The following is a 22,239-nucleotide window of genomic DNA, read 5'->3' as shown; positions in this document are numbered from 1 at the left end:
AAAAAAAACCGCCCGGCTGAAGCGGACGGTTTTTGATACAACTCAAGTGCTTAGAAATTCAGCGCCGATTCCACGCCGGCGCTGTGCGCCTGTTCATCCGCGTGGTACGAGCTGCGCACCATGGCGCCGACGGCGGCGTGGGTGAAGCCCATCTTGTACGCTTCTTCCTCGAACATCTTGAAGACGTCCGGGTGCACGTAGCGGCGCACGGGCAAGTGGCTGTTCGATGGCGCCAGGTACTGGCCGATGGTCAGCATGTCGATGTCGTGCTCGCGCATGTCGCGCATGACTTGCAGGATTTCCTCGTCCGTCTCGCCCAGGCCCACCATGATGCCGGATTTGGTTTTCACGTCCGGATACATGGCCTTGAAGTCTTTCAGCAGCTTCAGCGAGTGCATGTAATCGGAACCGGGACGCGCTTCCTTGTACAGGCGCGGCGCCGTTTCCAGGTTGTGGTTCATGACGTCAGGCAAGCCATCCTTGAACAACAGCAACGCTTTTTCCAGGCGGCCGCGGAAGTCCGGCACCAGCACTTCGATGCGGGTGTTCGGAGACAGGGCGCGCGTTTGCTGGATGCACTCGACGAAATGGCCGGCGCCGCCGTCGCGCAAGTCATCGCGGTCGACGGAGGTGATGACGACGTAGTTCAAACGCAGCTTGGCGATGGTTTTCGACAAGTTGGCCGGCTCTTCCTTGTCCAGCGGATCCGGACGGCCGTGGCCGACGTCGCAGAACGGGCAGCGGCGCGTGCACTTGTCGCCCATGATCATGAAGGTGGCCGTGCCCTTGCCGAAGCACTCGCCGATGTTCGGGCAGCTGGCTTCCTCGCACACCGTGACGAGTTTGTTTTCGCGCAGGATGTCCTTGATTTCATAGAAACGGGTCGATGCCGACGCGGCCTTCACGCGGATCCAGTCCGGCTTTTTCAGGCGCTCGACTTGCTCGATCGGAATGATCTTGATCGGGATGCGCGACGTCTTGCTGGCGCCTTTTTGCTTTTCGCTCGGGTTGTAGGCGGGAGCGGCGGGGGCGGTGCTGGAAATGGTCTCAGAAGTCATGGCTGCAAGCCCTTAACGGGCATGTTGGTTTGTTTGCTCAGGCATCCGCTGCCTGAGGCGCGCCTGCGGCGCTGTTTGCTTCGCTTACATCGAGTAATACGGTCAATTCATGGGCCAGGGCCCGCTGCACTTCGGCCAGCGGCGCCACCACGCCCATGCTGCGCATGTCCACCGTCTTCAGTCCGGAATAGCCACAAGGGTTAATCCAGGAAAACGGCGCCAGGTCCATCGCCACGTTGAGCGATACGCCATGGTAGGTGCAGCCGTTGCCGCGCACTTTCAAGCCCAGCGCGGCGATCTTCGCACCCTTGTCTGGTCCGCCGGCAATATAAATGCCAGGCGCGCCATCGATGCGCTCGCCAGCGAGATTATACGCCGCCAGCACGTTGATGATGGCTTGCTCGATTTTATGCACGAACTGGCGCGCATACAGCTTGCCGCCCGGCTTGTTGCGGCGCAAGTCCATCAGCAGGTAAATCACCACCTGGCCGGGACCGTGGAACGTCACTTCGCCGCCCCGGTCCGTCTGCACCACGGGAATCGCATCTGCGCCAGCCAGCAGATGGCCGCGGTCGGCCGCCAGGCCCAACGTAAACACGGGCGGATGCTCGACGATCCACAGTTCGTCGCGCGTCTCCGTCGTGCGCGCGTCGGTAAAGGCGCGCATGGCGGCAAAGGTGGGCTCGTAATCGACGCGGCCCAGTTCGCGGATCAGCGCCGTTTCGGTGCGGGTGGTGGTCATGACAGATTCTGTAATCAGCTGCCGGCGCCCTGCGGACGCTGCGGCGAAGCCGTGATTATAAGCCAGGCGGCCGTTTCATTCCGGGGCGGACTCTGGCAACAGCAGCAATCTGCCCAATTTTTGTGCAGCGTGGCGTACCTGGGCCAGGCTCAAGGCCGTATAACCGAGCAGCACGGCCGGCGCCAATTTTGCGCTGTGGCAAAAGTCGCCGAGCGGCTGCAGCGCCAGCCCTTCCTGCGCGGCGCGCGCGCAAAACCCCCGTTCATCGCTGTCTTGCGGCAGCCACAGCACGCAATGGAAACCCGCCTGCTGTCCCGTGATCGTGTAGCGGCCGGGCGCGGTCTGCTCGAGACAGACCAGCAACAGGTCGCGCCGCTCCTTGTAGGCCAGCCGCGCCTGGCGCAAATGGCGCACGAAGGCGCCTTCCTCCATCCAGGCGGCCAGCGCCAGCTGTTCCGTCACGCCCACGGAGCGGCCCGTCAACTGCACGATGCGCAGCAACTGCGGGCGCAAAGCGGGCGGCAGCACCATGAATCCCACGCGCAGGCCGGCAAACAGAGTCTTGTTGAAACTGCCACAATAAATCACGCGCTGGTACTGGTCCAGCGCCTTCAGGGCCGCCAGCGGCGCGCTGTGGTAATTGAATTCGCTGTCGTAATCGTCTTCCACCACCCAGGCGCCATTGTCGTTCGCCCATTCCAGCAAGGCCAGGCGGCGCGTGACGGACATGGTCACGCCCAGCGGCGACTGGTGCGCCGGCGTCACGTAGGCGAGGCAGGCATCCGCGTGCGCGGCCAGGGCGGCGCAATCGATGCCTTCGGCGTCGACGGCAATGTCCACGGGCACGGCGCCGGCCAGGGCGAACAGGGCGCGCGCGGCCGGGTAGCCCGGATCTTCCAGGCAGACTTTATCGCCGTTGCGCACGATGCCGCGCGCCAGCAAGTCGATCGCGTGGCGGATGCCGGTCGTGACGACGATGTCCTGCGGGTCGCAGCGGATGCCGCGGTATTTGGCGAGGAAGTCGGCGATCTGCTGGCGCAGCTGGGGCAGGCCGGCAGGGTCGGCGCTGCACAGCTGCTCCGGCGTGACGGCGGCCAGTGCCCGCGTGGCGCACTTGGACCAGGCGGCCATGGGAAACAGGCTGGCGTCGGCGCGCCGCGCAACAAACGGCAAGCCGTCGCGCACGCCCGTGTCCGATGCGGGCGCGGGCGCCACAGCCGGTGCCGCCAGGGTGGCATCGCCAAATCCTGCCATCAAAAAACGTTCCGGCACGACGGCGCACACGCGCGTGCCGGAGCCGGGCACACGGGTCACGTACGCTTCCGCGTGCAGGCGGTCGAACACGGTTTCGATGGTGCCGCGCGACAACTCCCACCGTTCGGCCAGAGTGCGGCTGGACGGCAAACGGCTGCCCGCCGGCAGCATCTTCGTCAGGATGGCCGAGCGCAGCGCTTCATACGCGCCATCCTGCTTGTTGACGCCTTCCTTGTCGAGCCAGCTGGTCGGGCGAGGCAAGTCCAGGGCGTGCGGTGATTTTCCTCGCGGCATGATAATCGTCCAAGTGGTCCAATAAGTTTTCTGATGAGTGGCACTTCGCATTACACCACAACCGTCCTACTCTCACCGTTCCGGTGCGCCAGCGGGGCGCACGCTTGTATGGATCGTATAAACAATGCAGAAACAAATCGCTGTATGGGCCTGGGGCGGCATCGTGCTGCTGCTGGTCTGCCTGTCGCGCATCAGCATCGACATCTATTTACCTTCGCTGCCGGCCATGGCCGATGCCCTGCATGCCAGCGATGCCCAGTTGCAACTGACCTTGAGCCTGTTCATGGCCGGCTCGGCCGCCTCGATGCTCGCTTGCGGGCCGCTGGCCGACCGCTACGGACGCCGTCCCGTGCTGCTGGCCGGCACTGGCATTTTTGTGCTCGCCAGCATCGTCTGCACCGTGACCAGCGACGTGCACGTGCTGATCGCCGCGCGCGTGCTGCAAGCGTTCGGCGGCTGCAGCGGCACCATCATCGGCCGGGTCATGGTGCGCGACCGCTTCGATCCCGCCACGCAAGCGCGCATGCTGGGGAAAATTTCGATGGTGATGGGCTTGTCGCCTATCCTCGCGCCGCTGGCCGGCAGCGTGCTCGACGCGGCATTCGGCTGGCGCGCCGTGTTTGGCGTGCTGTGCCTGCTGGGGGCGCTGTCGCTGGGGCTGATCGCCGCGTATGTGCCGGAAACCAGGCCGGCCAGCGTCGTACCACAAGGACATACCCTGGCGCTGTACCGCCGCCTGCTGGGCGATGCGTATTTCCTGCGCTATGCGCTGGCCATCGGCTGCGTGTATTGCACGTATTTCCCGTTCATCGCGGAATCGTCCGTGCTGTTGCAAAGAGGCATGCATCTGTCGCCGCACGCATATGCGCTGGTGTTCGCGCTGACGGTCAGCGGCTATATCGCGGGCTCGAGCCTGTTTCGCGCGCTGGGACCGCGCCTGGGCGCCGATTACATGCTGGGCCTGGCGGTGCTGATCAATGTGGCGGGCGCGGCCAGCCTGTTGCTGGCGGGTACGTTGGCACCGCGGCAAGTGGCATCGCTGGTGGCGCCCATGCTGCTGGTGATGGTGTCGGTGGGCATGGCCATTCCCGCCTGCCAGCTGGCCGTGCTGCAGCCGTATGGCGACCAGGCGGGCAGCGCCTCGGGCCTGTTCTTCTTCGTGCAGATGCTCATCACGGCCGTTTGCGGCGCCGTCATCGCCGCCATCACGGACGGCAGCGAAAAGCCGCTGCTGTGGGTGACGGCGGCGGCCAGCGCGGCCTTTGCCCTCGTGTGGCGGCTGACTAAATCGGCTGCGGCACCTGCGCCAGCCACTGCTGTACGGCAGGGCGCTGCCACTGGGCCAGCGCATAGTCGCGCAGGGCAGGCGGCACGGGCTCGCCGCTCTTGATCAAACGCAGCAGCATCAGGGCCAGGTCCGTGTCGGCGATGCTCCAGGCGCCAGCCAGGTAGTCACCGTGCACAAGTTCGCCCGCGATCTGCAGCAGCTTGGCGGCCGCGGCCTGCGCCGCCGGCGACAGCGGCGCATGGGCCGCGCGGGACGGGTGGAACACGACGGTGGAATCGCGCTCGTTGCGCAGCGCCAGCAGATCGCTGCGCAGCCATGCCTGCACTTGCCGCGCCCGCGCCCGCTGGCGTACGTCGCGCGGCAGCACCGATGGATAGTCGGGCGCGGCAAAGACGTCGTCGAGGTAATCGGCGATCGCGTTCGATTCCGTCAGGACAAAGCCGGCATGCTCGATGGCGGGCACGCGCTGCGTCAGGCTCAGCGTGCTGAACGGCGGCTGGCGCGCCGCGCCCCCGTCCAGGTCGACGTCCTGCACGGTGAAGGAAACCCGCTTTTCGCTCAGAGCGACAAAGGCGGACAGGGCGTACGGGCTGATGCGGTTGCGGTCGACATACAAAATGAAGGACATGGCAGATTCCTGTGGGTAAGTGAACAGGATTCATCATAAAGCGCAGTGTGAAGCTAACAAAACGAGTTATATTCGTTGTTATTGTTACTTTTATTCACATAAACCGTCATGTCCAGACTGCCTAATTTTTCAGCATTGCGCGCCTTCGAGGCGGCCGCCCGCCATGGCAATTTTTCACGCGCGGCCGAGGAGCTGCACCTGACGCACGGCGCCATCAGCCACCAGGTGCGCAAGCTGGAAGAAGAGCTGGGCTTGCTGCTGTTCCAGCGCAACGGCCGCCACGTGACGGTCACGCCGCAGGGACGGCAATTTGCGCTGGTGCTGGGCAAGGCTTTTACGGAGATCGCCACGGCGGCGCAAGCGCTGCGGCCCGCGCCCGCCAATACGCGGCTGACGATCACGGCGATTCCCTCGTTTGCGGCGCGCTGGCTGGCGCCGCGCCTCGGGCATTTCATCGAACGCCATCCCGGCATCGAAGTGGTGCTGCAAACGAGCGGCGCCCTGCAGGACCTGGAAGGCGAGGGCATCGACGTGGGCATCCGCTTTGGCCGCGGCCATTATCCGGGTCTGCTGGTGCAGCCGCTGATGGGTGACGTGTATTACCCCGTCTGCAGTCCCCATTACCGGGGCGGCAACTTGCCGGCCACGCCGGGCGAACTGGCGCAGGCGACCTTGCTGCGCTCGCTCGAACCGTGGCGTCCATGGCTGGCGGCGGCCGGCTTGCCATTGGCCGAACCCGTGGGCGGCGTACTGTACGAGGATTTGTCGATGCTGATACGCTCGGCCATCGATGGCGACGGCGTGGCGCTGGTGCGCCATGTGGTGGCGCTGCAGGAGGTGGCGGCGGGGCGGCTGGTGCGCCTGTTCGACATGGCCGTGCTCTGCGCCGACGCGTATTACCTGGTCAGCCCGCCCGCTGCGGCGCAGCGCGAGCCCGTGCGCGCCTTCCGTGCCTGGCTGGGCGAAGAAATCGCCGCCTTCCAGGCACGCGAAGCGCCCACCTTGCTTACATGACGATCTTGACCATCGGGTGGCCCGACAGCGCCGTGTACAGGGCGTCGAGCTGCTCGCGGCTGATGGCGCGCACGGTGACGGTCAGGCCCGTGTAATTGCCCTTGCCCGATGGGCGCTCTTCCATGCGGCCCGCGTGGAAGGTCGGGTCGTGGCTGATGACCAGCTCCAGCATGGTCGGCGCGAAGTCGACATGCGTCGGGCCCATGATCTTGATGGGAAAATCGCTCGGGTATTCGATCAGCGATTCGCTAGGGGGAATCGTCACTTCGGTCGGTGGGGTCGTTTGCATGGGAATTCCAATCAGTGCCGGTCAGAACAGGCAGCGCTTATCGCGCGGCGGCTGCATAAAAGCGTATTGTAGCCAACTTTGAGGGCGGCTGCGCCAGCCGCCATGGCGCAGACGGCAAGGCAAAAAAAAAGCCAGCTGGGTAAGCTGGCGGAAAACTATTTCGTTTGGACAAAATAGCCGGAAAAGCGATGCTGTCACTTGGAGGATAAGCAGTGGTCGTACTGTAGACAAACGACGGCGGCTTTGCCTCCGGTATGTGACGAACTGCGCATTTCGCGGCGTGAATGTCGATACGGGGCGACAGACGGCGCGGCCGTCAGCGCTCCACCTCCTGCATCCGGCCATTGCGGCCGGGACCGCCGCGCTCGCTGTGACGCTCATGGTTGCGCTCACGCGGCGGATTGGCGCGCTCGGCACCGCGCGCTTCCTGGGGTGGACGGGCGGCTGGGGCCGGCATCGGCGGCGGCGCGGGGCGCGGCTGGGCCACGGGCGGCGGGGCAGGCAAGGACGGCGGCGGCGCCGTCTGCAACGCTTCGCGGCGGGAGTCACGCTCGGCGCGGTGCCAGTCGGCGCGGGGCCGCTCCTCGCCTCGCCACCCGGGGCGGGCCACATGATCTTGCACGGGCGGTAAGGCCGGCATGGCCGGCATCAGGGGCTGCGGCGGCACCGGCGGCTGGGCCGGCACGGGCGGCCGGTTCGGCTGCAGGGGACGCGGCGCCAGGTGCGTCTGACCATCGTCCGTCTGCAAGCGGCCAGGGCGGTTGACCCAGTCGCGCCGGGGCTCCCTGTCGCCGCGCGGTGCATCAACGGGACGCTGCCAGTTGCCGGCCGGCGCAGGCGCAGTGCTCAACGGCAAGCTTTGCATGACGGGCGGCGGCATGGTGGTGCGGTTGCGGCGCGGCACGTCGACCGTCCGCGAGCCGCCAAAACGCTCGCCGGGCAGCATCGTCATGCCTTCGCGCCGTTCGCGCTCGCCCGCCACGGGGCGGCGCCCCTCGGCCATCCGGTTGATGCGGCGCTCATACTCGGCGCTGGCGCGGTAGCCGGGCACGTAGCGCTCGTGCGGCGACAAAGGAAACCAGCCGACGCCGGGGCGCTGGCCATGCTGTGGTCCGTTATGTGGTCCATGATTACCGCCGACCCAGCCCACCAGCGCCGGCGCCCAGGGCACGCGGCCGCGCTCGCGTCCCGGCGCCCAGCCCCAGCGGTGGCCCAGCAGCACCCAGCGGCCGTAGTGCGAGGGCGCATAACCCCACGGCGCATTGTCGACCCAGGTCCAGCCCCACGGTGCGATCCACGTCCAGCGCCCGTCGCTGTACGGCGCCCAGCCGGCCGGCACCGCGCTGGGCAGCCACAAGGGGCCGTATTCCGCGTCTTCCTGCCAGGCGCCGTAGCGGTCCAGCTCTTCATAACCGGTGGTATCGTCCGTGACATAGCGCAAGGCCGGCGCGGCGGCGGGCAAGGCTTCGGGCCAGTTGTCGAAGGCGATCCGCTGCAAGGCGCCCGTGCGCAATTCTTCGTCCGTCAGTTCAGCGCGCTTGCCTGCGCGCAAGGTGACGCTGCCCGTTGCGCCATCCACGTCGGCCGCACCGTCGAGTACGCTGACGACGCTGGCGCCGGGCTGGCGCCCCGCCTCAATGCGCACCCAGCCCGGCTGGGTCAGGATCACGCGGGCCTGGGCGGTGGTCAGCTCGAAGCCGCGCAGCGCGTCGGGATTGCGCACGCGCACGCTGACCGTGCCATAGCTGAGGTGCAATTTGAAACTGTCGTCATCGAGCTCGCTCACTTCCAGCTCGGAATCGCCATCGAGGCGCACGGCGGCCGCGCCCACGCGAAACTCGGCCAGCGCGCCGCGCATGGTGCTCAAACGGTTATCCGTCGTGACGGGCCAGTTCAGCAGGGCGTTTTGCGCGTCGCCATCGCCGGCGCGCACCAGCACCTGCCCTTCGACGTTGGAAATACGCCCCACGCGGGCGGGCGGATCCTCGGCCAAGGCCAGGGAACACGCCGACGACAGCAGCACGGCGCAGATGGTTTTCAGCAGGGGCAGGGTCGGACGCATGGCGCGCTCCAGGCAGGACGCAGATGAAAGGAAGACAACAGGCCGATTACATCCGCATCAGGCGGACATCGCAAGCGGGCTTACAAATGTTTGCATATTGACTTCGTTCAGGATGCCGTCTGGCCACCGCGCTTGACGAAGAACAGGGCCGCGCCGACGGCCATCAGCAAGCCGCCAAAGAAGCGGTTCTGCTTTTTCACGGCCTTCGCATCGCGGAAAAAGCGCTGCATCGACGAAGCGAGGAAAGCGTAGCTGTGCATGACGATCTGGTCGATCGTGCACATCGTAACGGCCAGGATCAGCAATTGCGGCAGCAAGGGCGCAGCAGGGCTGATGAATTGCGGCAACACCGCCACCATGAAGATGATGCCCTTCGGATTCGTCACGTTCGTCAAAAAACCCGTCAGCACGCGCCGGCGCCAGGACGGAACCACGGCGTCGGCATGCAGGTCGCCGGCCACCGCCACCTTGGCGCGCCATTGCGACAGGCCCAGGTAGATCAGGTACAGGGCGCCCACTGTCTTGACGATATTGAACGCCACTTCGGAGGCCAGCAGCAAAGAGCCGACGCCGGCGCCGGCGATACCGAGCACCACCAGCAGCCCCAGCTGCAGGCCGAGAATGGTGGCGCTGGCCTTTTTCACCCCGTACGACAGGCCGTGCGACATCGACAGCACGGCGCCCGAGCCGGGCGAGACGGCGATGATGGAGGCGGCGACGACAAAGGTGATCCAGGTGGCAAATGGCATGCGGTTTCCAAAAAAATGGGAATGAGGGGCAATTTTAACCCGCTCAGTGCGGCCTTGCCGGCCCGCCCTGAGGTAAGATCGCAGTCATGCCTTACCTGGGCCATCCCTTGCCGTACAACCAAGAATAACATCATGAAAAACAACACTTTCTTCGCTCCCCGATTCCCTGTCACCAAAGCGGGAGCGCGCTGAGATGGCCGGCTCCAGCCTGTTGGCCCTGCTCGACGACATCGCCAGCATCCTCGACGACGTTTCCCTGATGACCAAGGTGGCCGCCAAGAAGACGGCCGGCGTGCTCGGTGACGACCTGGCCCTGAACGCACAGCAAGTGGCCGGCGTGCGCGCCGAACGCGAATTGCCCGTCGTCTGGGCCGTCGCCGTCGGTTCGCTGAAAAACAAGGCCATCCTCGTGCCTGCCGCGCTGGCCATCAGCGCGTTTGCGCCGTGGGCCATCACGCCGCTCTTGATGGTGGGCGGCGCCTACCTGTGCTTCGAGGGTTTTGAGAAGATCGCGCACAAATACCTGCACCCGGACGACAGCCACAAGGCCGAGCTGGCGCAGGCGCTGCGCGACCCGCAGGTCGACCTCGTCGCGCTGGAAAAAGACAAGATCAAGGGCGCCATCCGCACCGACTTCATTTTATCGGCGGAAATCATCGTCATCGCGCTGGGCACGGTGGCCGCGGCCACCTTCGCCGAGCAGGTGGCCGTCGTCGTCGGCATCGCCCTTCTCATGACGGTCGGCGTGTACGGCCTGGTGGCCGGCATCGTCAAGCTCGATGACGCCGGCTTTTACCTGGCTGCGCGCAAGGGCGCGGGCGCGCTGATGGACGGCGTGCGTGGCTTTGGCCGCATGCTCGTGTCGGCGGCGCCGAAACTGATGAAATTTCTCTCCGTCGTGGGCACCCTGGCCATGTTCATGGTCGGCGGCGGCATTCTGACGCATGGCTGGCCGTGGGCCAGCGGCATGCTGCACCATGCGGAAGCTGCCGTCGGCGGCGTGGCCGGCATCGGCCCCGTGCTGGCAGCCGTCACGCCCAGCCTGATCAACGCGGTAGCCGGCCTCATCGCCGGTGGCTTGGTGCTGGCCGGCGTCACGGCCGTGTCGGCTTTGTTGCGCATGGTCAAGTCAAGCAAATAAACTTTCTGATCTGATGGGGCGGCAGGCGCATCCGTGCCTGCCGCCCCGGCCATGCCGGCGGCGCCGTCCGTCCATGGAGACCCTATGCAGACTTCCCCCATCCAACGTCCCAGCAGCGCCTTTATCGGCGCCTCCTGGGCGGCATTGCTGATCGGCGTCATCACCTATCTGTCCGGCCTGTGGAACACCAGCATGGCGCTCAACGAGAAGGGCTATTACTTCACGATCCTCATGTACGGCCTGTTCGCCGCCATCTCGCTGCAAAAATCCGTGCGCGACCGCGCCGAAGGCATCGCCGTGACGGGCATCTATTTCGGCCTGTGCTGGATTTCCGTCCTGCTGGCCTTGCTGCTGCTGACGGTCGGCCTGTGGAACGCCACCCTGCAGAACAGCGAGAAGGGTTTCTATGCGATGGCATTCCTGCTCAGCCTGTTTGCCGCCGTGGCCGTGCAAAAGAATGTGCGCGACGTGGCGCGCGCCTCGGCCGCGACGCCCGCCGAGATACCGGGAACTTAAACACCAGCCGCGTATCTATCCTTGTATCCATCTCAGGAGAGGACGATGAGCGACCAGCAAAAACGTTTGCAGATGGCGCTGGAGGCGGCGCACATGGCGATCTGGGATTCGCGCCTCATCGACGGCCAGGTCATCGACGGCACGGTCAGCTGGTCGGCCAAGGGGGCTGCCTTGCTGGGCCTGGAAGAGCGGGCCCTGACACAGCCATTTCGCACCTTTCTCGGCTTCGTCCATGTGGATGACCAGGGCCCGCTGCTCGAGGTGATGCAGGAAGCCGTGCGCCAGCGCGACGGCTACGCCCTGCAATACCGCGTCGTCTGGCCCGATGGCAGCGAACGCTGGCTGGCGGCCAAGGCGCAAGTGTTCACGGATGCGGATGGCCAGCCCGACCGCACCCTGGGCATCATCTGGGATATCACCGAGCACATGCTGCGCGAACTGCTGATCGCCGAGCGCAAGGAACTGGCCGAAGTGACACTCAGCTCCATCGGCGACGGCGTGATCACCACCGATCCGTACGGCAAGACACGCTACCTGAACCGGGTGGCCGAGCAATTGACGGGCTGGAGCAACGAACTGGCACGCGGCATGGATATCAGCCAGACCTTGCCGCTGGTCGACGAACGCACGGGCGAAGCGCTCGAACACGTGGCATACAAATGCCTGCAGCAGCGCCAGGCCATCGGCATTTCAGCGCATTCGCAGCTGGTCACGCGCGATGGACGGCACATCGCCGTGGAAGACTCGGCCGCGCCGATCTGGTCGCGCGACGGCGACATCCTCGGCGCCGTCGTCGTGTTCCGCGACGTCAGCCATGAGCGCAAGCTGAGCCAGCAACTGTCGTGGCACGCCACGCACGATACCCTGACGGGCCTGATCAACCGGCGCGAATTCGAACACCTGGTTGCCGGCGCCCTGCACACGGCCAAGCAGGATGGCCACGTGCATGCGCTGCTGTACCTGGACCTGGACCAGTTCAAGGTCATCAACGATACCTGCGGCCATGGCGCCGGCGACGTGCTGCTGCAGCTGCTGGCGAAAATGCTGCAGGCACAAATGCGCGACAGCGACATCCTCGCGCGCCTGGGCGGCGACGAACTGGGCGTGCTGTTGCCGCACTGTCCGCTCGACCATGCACGCCAGATCGGCGAACAGCTGCGCCAGTCCATCCGCGATTTCCGTTTCGCCTGGGATAGCCGCAGTTTTGAGCTGGGCGTGAGCATCGGCATGGTCGAAATCAGCCAGGACAGCAAGTCCATGAGCGAGCTGCTGAGCGCCGCCGACCAGGCCTGCTACCTGGCCAAGGAGCAGGGCCGCAACCGCATCCATGTCTACCAGGAGTCCGACGTCATGCTGGCCCAGCGGCACGGCGAAATGCTGTGGATTTCGCGCCTGAACGAAGCGTTCGCCCACGATTACTTCCGCCTGTACGCCATGCCCATCGTGCACCTGAACGACAGCCAGGAACACCACGACGAAGTGCTGATCCGCATCCGCAACAGCCAGGGCGACCTGATCTTGCCGGGCGCCTTCATCCCCGCCGCCGAGCGCTACGACATGATGCTGTCCATCGACCGCTGGGTCATCCGTGCCGTCTGCGCGCATATCGAGAGCGTGCGCGACAGCCTGCCGCCGATCGAAGCGATGGCGGAAAGCCGGCGCCGCGCACCGGCCCTGTATTCCGTCAACCTGTCGGGCATGTCGCTGGCCGATGCCGGCTTGCACGACTACATCACCGAGCAGTTCGTGCAATTCGCCATCGCGCCCGAGCAGCTCTGCTTTGAAATCACGGAAACGGCCGTTATCGCCAACCTGCCCAAGGCACAAGTGTTCATGCGCCAGCTCAAGGCCATGGGCTGCCGCTTCTCGCTCGACGACTTCGGCAGCGGCTTTTCCTCGTTCGGCTACCTGAAGGCCCTGCCCGTCGACTATCTGAAGATCGACGGCGTCTTCGTGCGCGACATCGCCAGCAACGCCATCAACCGCGCCATGGTCAAGGCCATCAATGAAGTGGGCCACGTGATGGGCTTGAAAACGGTGGCCGAATACGTGGAAGACGAAGCCACCCTGGCCGTCATCCGCGAGCTGGGCATCGACTACGCGCAAGGCTACGCCGTGGGCAGCCTGCGCCCGCTGACGGCGGGCGTGGATTAGCCACCAACGGCAACCAGTAGCTTTAAAACAATGCCGCATTGCTATTGCTAAATGCGTGCAAGCACGACCAATCTGGAGGATTTTGATCTACATCAATAAATTTGCGCAGGCGACTCCTTACACTGATCTCCATTCTTGCAATCGTGCAAGTCTTACTCACCAATTAGCTATTCAACTGATCAGGAAGCCGCGACCATGCGACAAAATTTGCCAGTGACTAACCGTGAAGTCCTCGTCCTGGACGATCAGGCCATCGTGTCGAAAACGGATATGAACGGCAATATCGTGTATGTGAATCCGTACTTCAGCCAGGTCAGCGGCTTCAGCGAGGCCGAGCTGCTCGGTTCGCCTCAGAACATCGTGCGCCACCCGGACATGCCGGCCGAAGCGTTTGCCGACCTGTGGGCCTCGGTCCAGGCCGGCACGCCGTGGACGGGCCTGGTCAAGAACCGCTGCAAGAACGGCGACTTTTACTGGGTGCGCGCCAACGTCACGCCGATCCGCGAAGCGGGCAAGACCATCGGCTACATGTCCGTGCGCGTCAAGGCTGACAAAGATCAGGTGAAAGCGGCCGAGGAAGCCTACGCGGCCATCCGCAACAAGGAAGGCGGCAACATCGTCATCAAGCACGGCCAGATCGTGCGCCCGGGCCTGGCGCACCTGCTGCACAATCTGACGCACATGTCGCTCAACCTGCGCATCTGGGCCGCCACCTCCATCGTCAACTGTCTGCAACTGCTGGTGTGCGTCATCAGCCTGTTCGCCAGCGGCGGCAAGATCACCAATTACGCCATCTTCGGCGCCACCCTGTTCGGTTTCCTGATCAACGTTTTCCTCTGGTACACCTTGCGCATGTCCGTGCTCAAGCCGCTGGGCAAGGCCCTGAACGGCGCACGGGCGATTGCCGCCGGCGACCTGTCGGGCAGTTTCGAAACGGACAGCACGGATGAAATGGGGCAATTGCTGCGCGCGCTGCAACAGATGAACAGCAACCTGATCGCCACCATCCGCGACGTGCGCATCAACGTGGAAACCATGGCCGTGGCCACCAGGCAAATCGCCGTCGGCAATATGGATTTGTCGGGCCGCACGGAATCGCAGGCGGCCAGCCTGGAAGAGACGGCTTCGAGCATCGAAGAATTCTCGTCGACCGTGAAACAGAACGCGGACAATTCGGTGCAGGCGAACGAGCTGGCCGTGGCTGCCTCGAAAGTGGCCGTGCAGGGCGGCGAGATCGTCTCCGAAGTGATCACCACCATGGACGACATCAATACCTCGTCGAAGAAAATCGTCGACATCATCGGCTTGATCGAAGGCATCGCCTTCCAGACCAACATCCTGGCCCTGAACGCGGCCGTGGAAGCGGCGCGTGCCGGCGAGCAGGGCAGGGGCTTTGCCGTCGTGGCGGGCGAAGTGCGCAACCTGGCGCAGCGCTCGTCCGTGGCGGCCAAGGACATCAAGCAACTGATTGAAATTTCCGTCGGCAAGGTGGGCGCCGGCATGCTGCAGGTGAACCGCGCCGGCGCCACCATGGAACAGGTGGTCAGCTCCGTCAAGCAGGTGACGGCCATCATGCAGGAAATCTCGATCGCTTCGCGCGAACAGAGCATCGGCGTCGACCAGGTCAACCAGGCCATCGCCCATATGGACCAGGTGACGCAGCAGAACGCGGCCCTCGTGGAAGAAGCCGCCGCGGCCGCCACGCGCCTGGCGGAAGAAGCGGCCAGCCTGTCGCAAGCCGTGAGCCTGTTCAATTTCGGCAAGATGCCGCCACCGCGCCGCGTCGCCACGCCCGGCGGCAAATCCGGTGCTGCGGGCGCCGCGAACGCCGGCAAGCCCACCATGAAACGCCTGGCCGCCTAAACCTTTCAAGACTTCATACACATCATGCCTACACTACTCAGCAGTGCTTCCGCCGACCTGGACGCGGTCGTCGAATTCGACCCGGTCATCATCGGCAAGATGAGCCAGTCCGGCCCCCGCTACACGTCCTACCCGACCGCCGACCGTTTCCATGCCGACTTTGGCTATGGCAACTTCCTCGAAGCGCTGGCCGCCCTGCGCATGCGCGGCGGCCGCCGTCCGCTGTCGCTGTACGTGCACGTGCCGTTCTGCGACACCCTGTGCTACTACTGCGCCTGCAACAAGATCATCACGAAAGACCGCAGCAAGGCCGCCACCTATCTCAGCTATCTGAAACAGGAAATCGCCATGCAGGGCAAGCTGTTTGCCGGCATGAACCAGATCGAACAATTGCACTTCGGCGGCGGCACACCCACTTACCTGAGCGAAAAGCAGATGGACGAACTGATGGCGCATTTGCGCCAGCATTTCGAGTTCGCTTCCGATGAAGACGGCGAATATTCGATCGAGATCGACCCACGCACCGTGTCGCGCGAGCGCGTGTTCTCGCTGCGCGCGCAAGGTTTCAACCGCATCAGCCTGGGCGTGCAGGATTTCGACGCCGACGTGCAAAAGGCCGTCAACCGCATCCAGCCGGAAGCGGAAACGGTGGCCATCATGCAGGCGGCGCGCGACGCCGGTTTCCGCTCGATCAGCATCGACCTGATCTACGGCCTGCCGAAACAAAACCTGGAAACGATGACGGAAACGCTGCGCAAGGTGATCAACGCCAGCCCCGACCGCATCGCCCTGTACCACTACGCGCACATGCCGCATCTGTTCAAGCCGCAGCGCCGCATCCTCGACGCCGACATGCCAGACAGCGCCACCAAGCTGGCCATGCTGGGCCTGTGCATCGCGCGCCTGACGGCCGCCGGCTATGTCTACATCGGCATGGACCATTTCGCCAAGCCGACGGACGACCTGGCCGTGGCGCAGCGCCAGGGCCGCTTGCACCGCAATTTCCAGGGATACTCGACGCGCGCGGAAGCGGACCTGATCGCCTGCGGCGTGTCGGCCATCAGTTCCGTCGGTGCCGTCTACAGCCAGAATGAAAAGACGCTCGACGCGTACTATGAAAAGCTCGACGAAGGCGTGCTGCCGATCGCGCGCGGCATCAAGCTCGACACGGACGATTTGTTGCGCCGTATCATCATCCAGATGCTGATGTGCAATTTCGAATTGTCGATCGCCAGCATCGAGCAAGCACACCCCGTGAAATTCCGCAGCTATTTCGCCGCCGAGCTGGACAAGCTGCGCGAACTGGCCCGTGACGGCTTGCTCGTCATCGAGGAAGACTGGCTGACGGTGACGCCGAAAGGGCGCTTGTTGATTCGCAATATCTGCATGGTCTTCGACCGCTACCTGACCATGGCGCGCGCGAATACGGCGCCCGACACGGTGCAGCCGCTGCGCTACTCGAAAACGGTGTAGCGCCACGCGATGAACGCCCTCAGCCTCGTGCCCATGTTCCTCGTCGGCCTGGCCGGCAGCGTGCACTGCATCGGCATGTGCGGCGGCATCGTGGGCGCCCTGTCGCTGGGCGCAAGCGCACCGGCGGCGCCTGCGCGCCCGGTCATCGCCATCTCCGTGGCACGGCCCGCCCTGCAAACCACCTTGCAAACGAACATGCTGCGCGTGCTGGCCTACAACGGCGGGCGCATAGTCAGCTACATGCTGGCCGGCGCCCTGGCCGGCAGCCTCGCGGGCGCGGGCATGCTGCACCTGGCGTCACTACAAGTGGCCGGCTACTGGCTGGCCAACCTGATGCTCGTTGCTTTGGGCCTGTACCTGATGGATGCCTGGCGCGGCCTGGCCCATCTGGAAGCGGCCGGCAACGTCGTCTGGCGCCGCGTGCGCCCCCTGCTCAAACCGTTGATGCCGATGGATACGCCATTAAAAGCGCTGGCCGTGGGCGGGCTGTGGGGCTGGGTGCCGTGCGGCATGGTCTACAGCGCGCTGCTGACGGCCATGATGCAGGGTTCGGCCCTGAACGGCGCGGCCACGATGGCCGCCTTTGGCCTGGGCACCCTGCCCACCCTGCTGGGCATGGGTTTGCTGGGCACGCGCTTGCGCACGCAGATGCAGCGCCGTCCCGTGCGCATCGCCAGCGGCTTGCTGGTGCTGGGCTTTGGCTTGCTGGGCCTGCTGCGCGCCGCGAATGGCGTCTCGCTGGGCTGGCTCGACGCCCTGTGCGTCACGGGCCATCCATGAAAAGACGCATGAAAACAAACCTATGAATGCTGTTTTACAACCCTCCGCCTGCTTCCATTGCGGCTTGCCCGTACCAAGCGGTTCCAGCTGGAACGTGACCATCGACGACGTGCCGCGCGCCATGTGCTGCCCCGGCTGCGAAGCGGTGGCGCAAACCATCGTCGACATCGGCCAGAGCGCCTACTACCGCGACCGCGACGAATATGCCGTCAATGCGGCCGATGCGACCATGGTGCCGCCCGAACTGCGCCTGTACAGCAATGACGACGCGCAATTCGCGCGCGACGCCAGCAGCTGCGAAGCGACCCTGTCCGTCGAAGGCATCCGCTGCGCCGCCTGCGTCTGGCTGATCGAGCGCCAGCTGACGCGCCTGCCCGGCGTGCAGGCGGCCAGCCTGAACGTCGCCACCGAGCGCCTGTACGTGCGCTGGAGCCGCGCCCAGTGCGAACCGGGCGACATCCTGCAAGCCGTGCGGCAAGTCGGCTACACGGCCTATCCGTATGACGCCGTGCGCCATGGCGAGCGCCTGCAAAAAGCCAGCAACACCCTGGGCCGCCAGCTGTTCGTGGCCGGCCTGTCGATGATGCAGGTGATGATGTACGTGGCGCCCGCCTACCTGGCCGAGGATGGCACGCTGGACGACAATATGGCCAGCCTGATGCGCTGGGCCAGTTTGCTGCTGACCCTGCCCGCCATCTGTTACTCCGCCATGCCGTTCTTCCAGGGCGCCTGGGCCAGCCTGCGCGCGCGCACCCTGGGCATGGACGTGCCCGTCGCACTGGGCATCCTGGCGGCCTTCTTCGGCAGCGTGGTGGCGACCTTCACGGGCCGCGGCGAGGTGTATTACGACTCGGCCACGATGTTCATTTTCCTGCTGCTGTGCAGCCGCTATTTCGAGCTGCAGGCGCGCCGCAAGGCGGCCTCCGCGCTCGAGCGCCTCCAGCACGCCTTGCCCGCCTCCGCTTCGCTGATGGCGGGCTTTCCCGACAACCGCGCCACCACCTTGGTGCCGGCCGGCAGCCTGGCCGTGGGCGACATCATCCTGGTCAAGCCGGGCGAAGCGATCGCCGCCGACAGCGTCATCATCGAAGGGAGCAGTGCGCTGGACCTGTCGCTGCTGACGGGCGAAAGCGCGGCCCAGCGACGCAAGACAGGTGAACAGGTGCCGGGCGGGGCCATCAACGCCAGCGCGGCGCTTATCCTGCGCGTGCTGAAACCGGCACGCGAAAGCACCTTGTCCGACTTGTTGAAACTGATCGAGCGGGCCGGCAGCGGCAAGCCGCAGATCGCGCAGTGGGCCGACAAGGTCGCCGCCTGGTTCGTCCTGGGCCTGCTGCTGTTCGCCGTCGCCGTGTTCGCCTTCTGGAGCTGGCATGACCCGTCGCAGGCGTGGCCCGTGGCGATTGCCGTGCTGGTTGTGTCGTGCCCGTGCGCACTGTCGCTTGCCACGCCGACGGCGCTGGCGGCCGCCACCGACAGCCTGCTGCGGCGCGGCGTGCTGATCGTCCAGCCGCATGTCTTGGAAACCCTGCACCGCGCCACCCACATCGTCTTCGACAAGACGGGCACCTTGACCCTGGGCCGGCCCGTGCTGCGGCAAATCGAGGGGCTCGGCAGCCTGAGCGAGGACGCATGCTTGCAAGTGGCCGCCGCGCTGGAAGCGGGCAGCGCCCATCCGCTGGCGCAGGCGATCCTGACGGCAGCGGATGGATTACCAGGAAAGCAACTTCGCATGCATGCGGAACAGTTGCAGGAAGTGCAAGGCCAGGGCCTGGAAGGCATCGTCGATGGCGTGCGCTACCGCTTGGGCAACGCGGCCTTTGTCGCCGCCATCGCCGGGCCGCCGCTGGGCGACACGGCCGTCGGCATGCAGGGCATGACGCCGCTGTACCTTGGCACGCAGGGCCGCTGGCTGACGCGTTTCCTGCTCAGCGACGCGCTGCGCCCGGAAGCGCGCGACGTCGTCGCGTATTTCCACCGGCGCGGCAAGCAGGTCGTACTGCTCAGCGGCGACCAGGAAGCGCTGACGCAAAGCGTGGCGACGGAACTGGGCATCAACACGGCCTGCGGCGAATGCCTGCCCGATGAAAAACTCGATTTCGTGCAGCAGTTGCAGGCAACGGGCGCCGTTGTGGCGATGGTGGGCGACGGCATCAACGACGCGGCCGTGCTGAGCGGCGCCGACGTGTCCTTCGCCATGGGTTCCGGCGCCGCGCTGGCGCAGGCGCATGCGGACACGGTGCTGCTGTCGAGCCAACTGGTATCCGTGCTCGACACGGCGAAGACGGCCGCGCGCAGCATGCGCATCATCCGCGAGAACCTGGGCTGGGCCACCCTGTACAATCTGACGGCCATCCCGGCCGCCGCGCTGGGTTTTTTGAACCCCTGGCTGTCCGGCGTCGGCATGGCTGCCAGCTCGGCCGTCGTCATCGCCAACGCCCTGCGCCTGCGGAAAGCCTGAACATGGAAGCACTGTATCTCCTCATCCCCTTGAGCGTCGTGGTCGTCTTCATCGCCCTGTGGGTGTATTTCACGGCCTCGGACGGCGGCCAGTTCGACGACCTCGTCGGACCGGGCCTGCGCGTGCTGCAGGACGACGACACGCCGCCCCAGCCGGCGCCCGGCGAACCGCATCCCTGACCGCACCAGCCCGGCCGGCGTTCCGCACGCCATGGCCGGCGCGTCTGCCCCGCCCTGATTGCAGGGATCTTGTATGGCTTTTTTGAGCGGAATTTGACCGAAATATCACTTTATTTCGATGCCAGTTCGCTACGCTTATTTCATCCGGGGAATTTTGATCCACATCAAAGTTTTTTCACGGTCAAACACTTACTCTCTGGCCACCATCATAAATAGTAATTCCAGGGAGAGTCTTTGTGGATCAATCGCTGAACTATAACTACAAGATCGTGAAGCAATTCGCGGTCGCTACTGTGGTATGGGGCATCATCGGCATGCTGGTTGGCGTTATCATCGCCGCTCAGCTGGCCTGGCCTGCCCTGAACCTCGACATACCATGGCTGACATACGGACGCCTGCGTCCGCTGCACACGAATGCGGTGATTTTCGCCTTCGGCATCTGCGGCCTGTTCGCTACCTCGTACTACGTCGTGCAACGCACCTGCCAGGTGCGCCTGTTTTCCGACAAACTGGCCGCCTTCACCTTCTGGGGCTGGCAAGCCGTGATCCTGTGCGCCGTCGTTACCCTGCCCATGGGCATGACACGCGGCAAGGAATACGCGGAACTGGAATGGCCTATCGCCATCCTCATCGCCATCGTCTGGATCGCCTACGCCATCGTGTTCTTCGGCACGCTGATCAAGCGCAAGGTCAAGCACATCTACGTGGCCAACTGGTTCTTCGGCGCCTACATCCTGGCCGTGACGATTTTGCACGTGGTCAATGGCGCCGTCATGCCAGCCTCGTTCACGAAATCGTATTCCGCCTATGCGGGCGTGCAGGACGCCATGATCCAGTGGTGGTACGGCCATAACGCGGTGGGTTTCATCCTGACCGCCGGCTACCTGGGCATGGTCTACTACTTCATCCCGAAACAGGCCGAGCGCCCCGTGTACTCGTACCGTCTGTCGATCGTCCACTTCTGGGCACTGATCTTCACCTACATGTGGGCGGGCCCGCATCACCTGCACTACACGGCATTGCCTGACTGGACGCAATCGATCGGCATGGTCTTCTCGCTGGTCCTGCTGGCGCCAAGCTGGGGCGGCATGATCAACGGCATCATGACCCTGTCGGGCGCCTGGCACAAGCTGCGCACCGACCCGATCCTGAAATTCATGATCGTCTCGCTGTCGTTCTACGGCATCGCCACCTTCGAAGGTCCGATGATGTCGATCAAGACCATCAACTCGCTGTCGCACTACACCGACTGGACCGTTGCCCACGTGCATGCGGGCGCTCTGGGCTGGGTGGGCTTCATCACCATGGGTTCGATCTACTACCTGCTGCCGCGCCTGGCTGGCCGCACGCAGATGCACAGCACGCGCCTGGTCGACGTGCACTTCTGGGTGGCCACCATCGGCATCGTGCTGTACATCGCCGCCATGTGGATCGCCGGCGTGATGCAGGGCCTGATGTGGCGCGCGGTCAATCCGGACGGCACCCTGACCTACACCTTTGTCGAGAGCGTGAAAGCGACGTATCCGTACTACGTGGTGCGCGTGGCCGGCGGCCTGCTGTACCTGTCGGGTATGTGCATCATGGGCTACAACACCTGGATGACTCTGCGCGGCAGCAAACTCCCCGTCGCCCGCATTCCGGAACTGAACGCGGCGCACGCCTGATAGGAGCGAAAGCAAATGAAATTTTCACATGCATGGATTGAGAAAAACCCCTGGCTGCTGATCGCCCTGGTCACGGTGGTGATCAGCATCGGCGGCGCCGTCGAGATCGTCCCCCTGTTCTTCCAGAAGAGCACGACGGAACCGGTCGCCGGCCTGAAGCCGTATTCGCCGCTGCGCCTGGCGGGCCGCGACATTTACGTGCGCGAAGGCTGCTACAACTGCCACTCGCAGATGGTGCGTCCGCTGCGCGCGGAAACGGAACGCTATGGCCACTATTCGGTCGCCGGCGAGTTCGTCTATGACCGTCCGTTCCAGTGGGGTTCCAAGCGCACGGGGCCCGACCTGGCCCGCGTGGGCGCCCGCTACAGCGATGAATGGCACCGCACGCACTTGAACAACCCGCGCGACGTGGTGCCCGAGTCGAACATGCCGTCCTACCCCTGGCTGGCGAAGACCAAGCTGGTGCCTGACGAGATCGTGCCGAAGATGCGCGCCCTGAAACGCCTGGGCCAGCCGTACAGCGAGGAAGAAATCGCCGCCGGCCCCGCGCAGCTGCAGGACAAGACGGAAGAAGACGCCCTGGTCGCCTATCTGCAAGGCCTCGGTACATTAATCAAAACAAGGAATTAG

At 64.7% G+C, this 22,239-nt stretch carries 19 protein-coding genes; 12 read left to right on the top strand and 7 right to left on the bottom strand.

Features of this window, described 5'->3' with window-relative positions; all coding sequences use genetic code 11:
• Window positions 1-50: 50 nt before the first annotated feature.
• The 3 genes from lipA to KO538_RS14160 all read right to left on the bottom strand — a co-directional run bounded on the left by lipA (window position 51) and on the right by KO538_RS14160 (window position 3,348).
• A complete protein-coding gene (lipA, locus tag KO538_RS14170; RefSeq protein ID WP_034752483.1) occupies window positions 51-1,058 on the bottom strand; it encodes a lipoyl synthase in 1,008 nt (335 codons plus the stop codon).
• Window positions 1,059-1,095: 37 nt separating this feature from the next.
• Window positions 1,096-1,800 carry a lipoyl(octanoyl) transferase LipB gene (gene lipB, locus KO538_RS14165; protein ID WP_219328647.1) on the bottom strand — a complete coding sequence of 235 codons (705 nt, stop codon included), beginning with the start codon at window positions 1,798-1,800 and terminating at the stop codon, window positions 1,096-1,098.
• Between the two features lie 75 nt (window positions 1,801-1,875).
• Window positions 1,876-3,348: a PLP-dependent aminotransferase family protein gene (locus KO538_RS14160; protein ID WP_219328646.1), complete on the bottom strand. Its 1,473-nt coding sequence runs from the start codon at window positions 3,346-3,348 to the stop codon at window positions 1,876-1,878.
• Window positions 3,349-3,472: 124 nt separating this feature from the next.
• On the opposite strand from KO538_RS14160, the gene KO538_RS14155 reads away from it, so the two are divergent.
• Entirely contained in the window at window positions 3,473-4,738 is a 1,266-nt protein-coding gene (locus KO538_RS14155; protein WP_219328645.1) for a multidrug effflux MFS transporter, read from the top strand.
• Here KO538_RS14155 and yfcF read toward each other — a convergent pair.
• Window positions 4,632-5,264, bottom strand: coding sequence for a glutathione transferase (gene yfcF / locus KO538_RS14150; RefSeq protein WP_219328644.1), 633 nt, complete (start codon window positions 5,262-5,264; stop codon window positions 4,632-4,634). The genes KO538_RS14155 and yfcF overlap by 107 nt on opposite strands.
• Before the next feature lie 108 nt (window positions 5,265-5,372).
• On the opposite strand from yfcF, the gene gcvA reads away from it, so the two are divergent.
• Window positions 5,373-6,278: a transcriptional regulator GcvA gene (gcvA, locus tag KO538_RS14145; protein ID WP_219328643.1), complete on the top strand. Its 906-nt coding sequence runs from the start codon at window positions 5,373-5,375 to the stop codon at window positions 6,276-6,278.
• Here the strand turns inward: gcvA and KO538_RS14140 are convergent.
• The 3 genes from KO538_RS14140 to KO538_RS14130 form a co-directional block, all read right to left on the bottom strand.
• Window positions 6,271-6,567, bottom strand: coding sequence for a DUF493 family protein (locus KO538_RS14140; protein WP_034752493.1), 297 nt, complete (start codon window positions 6,565-6,567; stop codon window positions 6,271-6,273). The two genes, gcvA and KO538_RS14140, sit on opposite strands and share 8 nt — an antisense overlap.
• Before the next feature lie 316 nt (window positions 6,568-6,883).
• Entirely contained in the window at window positions 6,884-8,629 is a 1,746-nt protein-coding gene (locus tag KO538_RS14135) for a FecR family protein (RefSeq protein ID WP_219328642.1), read from the bottom strand.
• A gap of 107 nt (window positions 8,630-8,736) precedes the next feature.
• The gene (locus KO538_RS14130; protein WP_219328641.1) at window positions 8,737-9,378 is read right to left on the bottom strand and encodes a LysE family transporter; all 642 of its coding nucleotides are present in this window, start codon (window positions 9,376-9,378) and stop codon (window positions 8,737-8,739) included.
• A gap of 193 nt (window positions 9,379-9,571) precedes the next feature.
• Here KO538_RS14130 and KO538_RS14125 point away from each other — a divergent pair, with 193 nt between their 5' ends.
• From KO538_RS14125 to ccoO, 10 genes are all read left to right on the top strand, one after another.
• Window positions 9,572-10,519, top strand: coding sequence for a DUF808 domain-containing protein (locus tag KO538_RS14125; protein ID WP_139092122.1), 948 nt, complete (start codon window positions 9,572-9,574; stop codon window positions 10,517-10,519).
• Window positions 10,520-10,603: 84 nt separating this feature from the next.
• Window positions 10,604-11,035, top strand: a complete 432-nt coding sequence (yiaA, locus tag KO538_RS14120) for an inner membrane protein YiaA (RefSeq protein ID WP_034752499.1) — start codon at window positions 10,604-10,606, stop codon at window positions 11,033-11,035.
• 45 nt (window positions 11,036-11,080) lie between these two features.
• Window positions 11,081-13,189 (top strand): EAL domain-containing protein, encoded by a 2,109-nt coding sequence (locus KO538_RS14115; RefSeq protein ID WP_072456125.1) that lies wholly within the window; start codon window positions 11,081-11,083, stop codon window positions 13,187-13,189.
• Window positions 13,190-13,384: 195 nt separating this feature from the next.
• Window positions 13,385-15,052, top strand: coding sequence for a PAS domain-containing methyl-accepting chemotaxis protein (locus KO538_RS14110; RefSeq protein WP_219328640.1), 1,668 nt, complete (start codon window positions 13,385-13,387; stop codon window positions 15,050-15,052).
• A 24-nt stretch (window positions 15,053-15,076) separates the two neighbouring features.
• The gene (gene hemN, locus KO538_RS14105; protein ID WP_219328639.1) at window positions 15,077-16,525 is read left to right on the top strand and encodes an oxygen-independent coproporphyrinogen III oxidase; all 1,449 of its coding nucleotides are present in this window, start codon (window positions 15,077-15,079) and stop codon (window positions 16,523-16,525) included.
• A 9-nt stretch (window positions 16,526-16,534) separates the two neighbouring features.
• Window positions 16,535-17,305, top strand: coding sequence for a sulfite exporter TauE/SafE family protein (locus KO538_RS14100; protein ID WP_219328638.1), 771 nt, complete (start codon window positions 16,535-16,537; stop codon window positions 17,303-17,305).
• 22 nt (window positions 17,306-17,327) lie between these two features.
• On the top strand, window positions 17,328-19,766 hold the full coding sequence (locus KO538_RS14095) for a heavy metal translocating P-type ATPase (RefSeq protein ID WP_219328637.1): 2,439 nt from the start codon (window positions 17,328-17,330) through the stop codon (window positions 19,764-19,766).
• Window positions 19,767-19,768: 2 nt separating this feature from the next.
• On the top strand, window positions 19,769-19,945 hold the full coding sequence (gene ccoS, locus KO538_RS14090; RefSeq protein ID WP_034752510.1) for a cbb3-type cytochrome oxidase assembly protein CcoS: 177 nt from the start codon (window positions 19,769-19,771) through the stop codon (window positions 19,943-19,945).
• A 236-nt stretch (window positions 19,946-20,181) separates the two neighbouring features.
• Entirely contained in the window at window positions 20,182-21,609 is a 1,428-nt protein-coding gene (gene ccoN / locus KO538_RS14085; RefSeq protein ID WP_035823294.1) for a cytochrome-c oxidase, cbb3-type subunit I, read from the top strand.
• Window positions 21,610-21,624: 15 nt separating this feature from the next.
• Window positions 21,625-22,239 carry a cytochrome-c oxidase, cbb3-type subunit II gene (gene ccoO, locus KO538_RS14080; protein ID WP_034752513.1) on the top strand — a complete coding sequence of 205 codons (615 nt, stop codon included), beginning with the start codon at window positions 21,625-21,627 and terminating at the stop codon, window positions 22,237-22,239.

The sequence above is a fragment of the Janthinobacterium sp. NKUCC08_JDC genome (genome assembly GCF_019345575.1).
GTDB lineage: Bacteria > Pseudomonadota > Gammaproteobacteria > Burkholderiales > Burkholderiaceae_D > Janthinobacterium > Janthinobacterium aestuarii.
Note: the sequence above shows the minus strand (reverse complement) of the source record. Positions and strands in the feature narration are given on the sequence as shown.

What these genes read in the sequence shown, in the direction of transcription:
- KO538_RS14140 (WP_034752493.1), bottom strand. Translation starts at nt 6,567, where the DNA reads ATGCAAACGACCCCACCGACCGAAGTGACGATTCCCCCTAGCGAATCG.
- lipA (WP_034752483.1), bottom strand. Translation starts at nt 1,058, where the DNA reads ATGACTTCTGAGACCATTTCCAGCACCGCCCCCGCCGCTCCCGCCTAC.
- KO538_RS14115 (WP_072456125.1), top strand. Translation starts at nt 11,081, where the DNA reads ATGAGCGACCAGCAAAAACGTTTGCAGATGGCGCTGGAGGCGGCGCAC.
- gcvA (WP_219328643.1), top strand. Translation starts at nt 5,373, where the DNA reads ATGTCCAGACTGCCTAATTTTTCAGCATTGCGCGCCTTCGAGGCGGCC.
- KO538_RS14130 (WP_219328641.1), bottom strand. Translation starts at nt 9,378, where the DNA reads ATGCCATTTGCCACCTGGATCACCTTTGTCGTCGCCGCCTCCATCATC.
- KO538_RS14095 (WP_219328637.1), top strand. Translation starts at nt 17,328, where the DNA reads ATGAATGCTGTTTTACAACCCTCCGCCTGCTTCCATTGCGGCTTGCCC.
- KO538_RS14135 (WP_219328642.1), bottom strand. Translation starts at nt 8,629, where the DNA reads ATGCGTCCGACCCTGCCCCTGCTGAAAACCATCTGCGCCGTGCTGCTG.
- KO538_RS14100 (WP_219328638.1), top strand. Translation starts at nt 16,535, where the DNA reads ATGAACGCCCTCAGCCTCGTGCCCATGTTCCTCGTCGGCCTGGCCGGC.
- lipB (WP_219328647.1), bottom strand. Translation starts at nt 1,800, where the DNA reads ATGACCACCACCCGCACCGAAACGGCGCTGATCCGCGAACTGGGCCGC.
- KO538_RS14160 (WP_219328646.1), bottom strand. Translation starts at nt 3,348, where the DNA reads ATGCCGCGAGGAAAATCACCGCACGCCCTGGACTTGCCTCGCCCGACC.
- KO538_RS14110 (WP_219328640.1), top strand. Translation starts at nt 13,385, where the DNA reads ATGCGACAAAATTTGCCAGTGACTAACCGTGAAGTCCTCGTCCTGGAC.
- yiaA (WP_034752499.1), top strand. Translation starts at nt 10,604, where the DNA reads ATGCAGACTTCCCCCATCCAACGTCCCAGCAGCGCCTTTATCGGCGCC.
- KO538_RS14125 (WP_139092122.1), top strand. Translation starts at nt 9,572, where the DNA reads ATGGCCGGCTCCAGCCTGTTGGCCCTGCTCGACGACATCGCCAGCATC.
- KO538_RS14155 (WP_219328645.1), top strand. Translation starts at nt 3,473, where the DNA reads ATGCAGAAACAAATCGCTGTATGGGCCTGGGGCGGCATCGTGCTGCTG.
- ccoO (WP_034752513.1), top strand. Translation starts at nt 21,625, where the DNA reads ATGAAATTTTCACATGCATGGATTGAGAAAAACCCCTGGCTGCTGATC.
- yfcF (WP_219328644.1), bottom strand. Translation starts at nt 5,264, where the DNA reads ATGTCCTTCATTTTGTATGTCGACCGCAACCGCATCAGCCCGTACGCC.
- ccoS (WP_034752510.1), top strand. Translation starts at nt 19,769, where the DNA reads ATGGAAGCACTGTATCTCCTCATCCCCTTGAGCGTCGTGGTCGTCTTC.
- hemN (WP_219328639.1), top strand. Translation starts at nt 15,077, where the DNA reads ATGCCTACACTACTCAGCAGTGCTTCCGCCGACCTGGACGCGGTCGTC.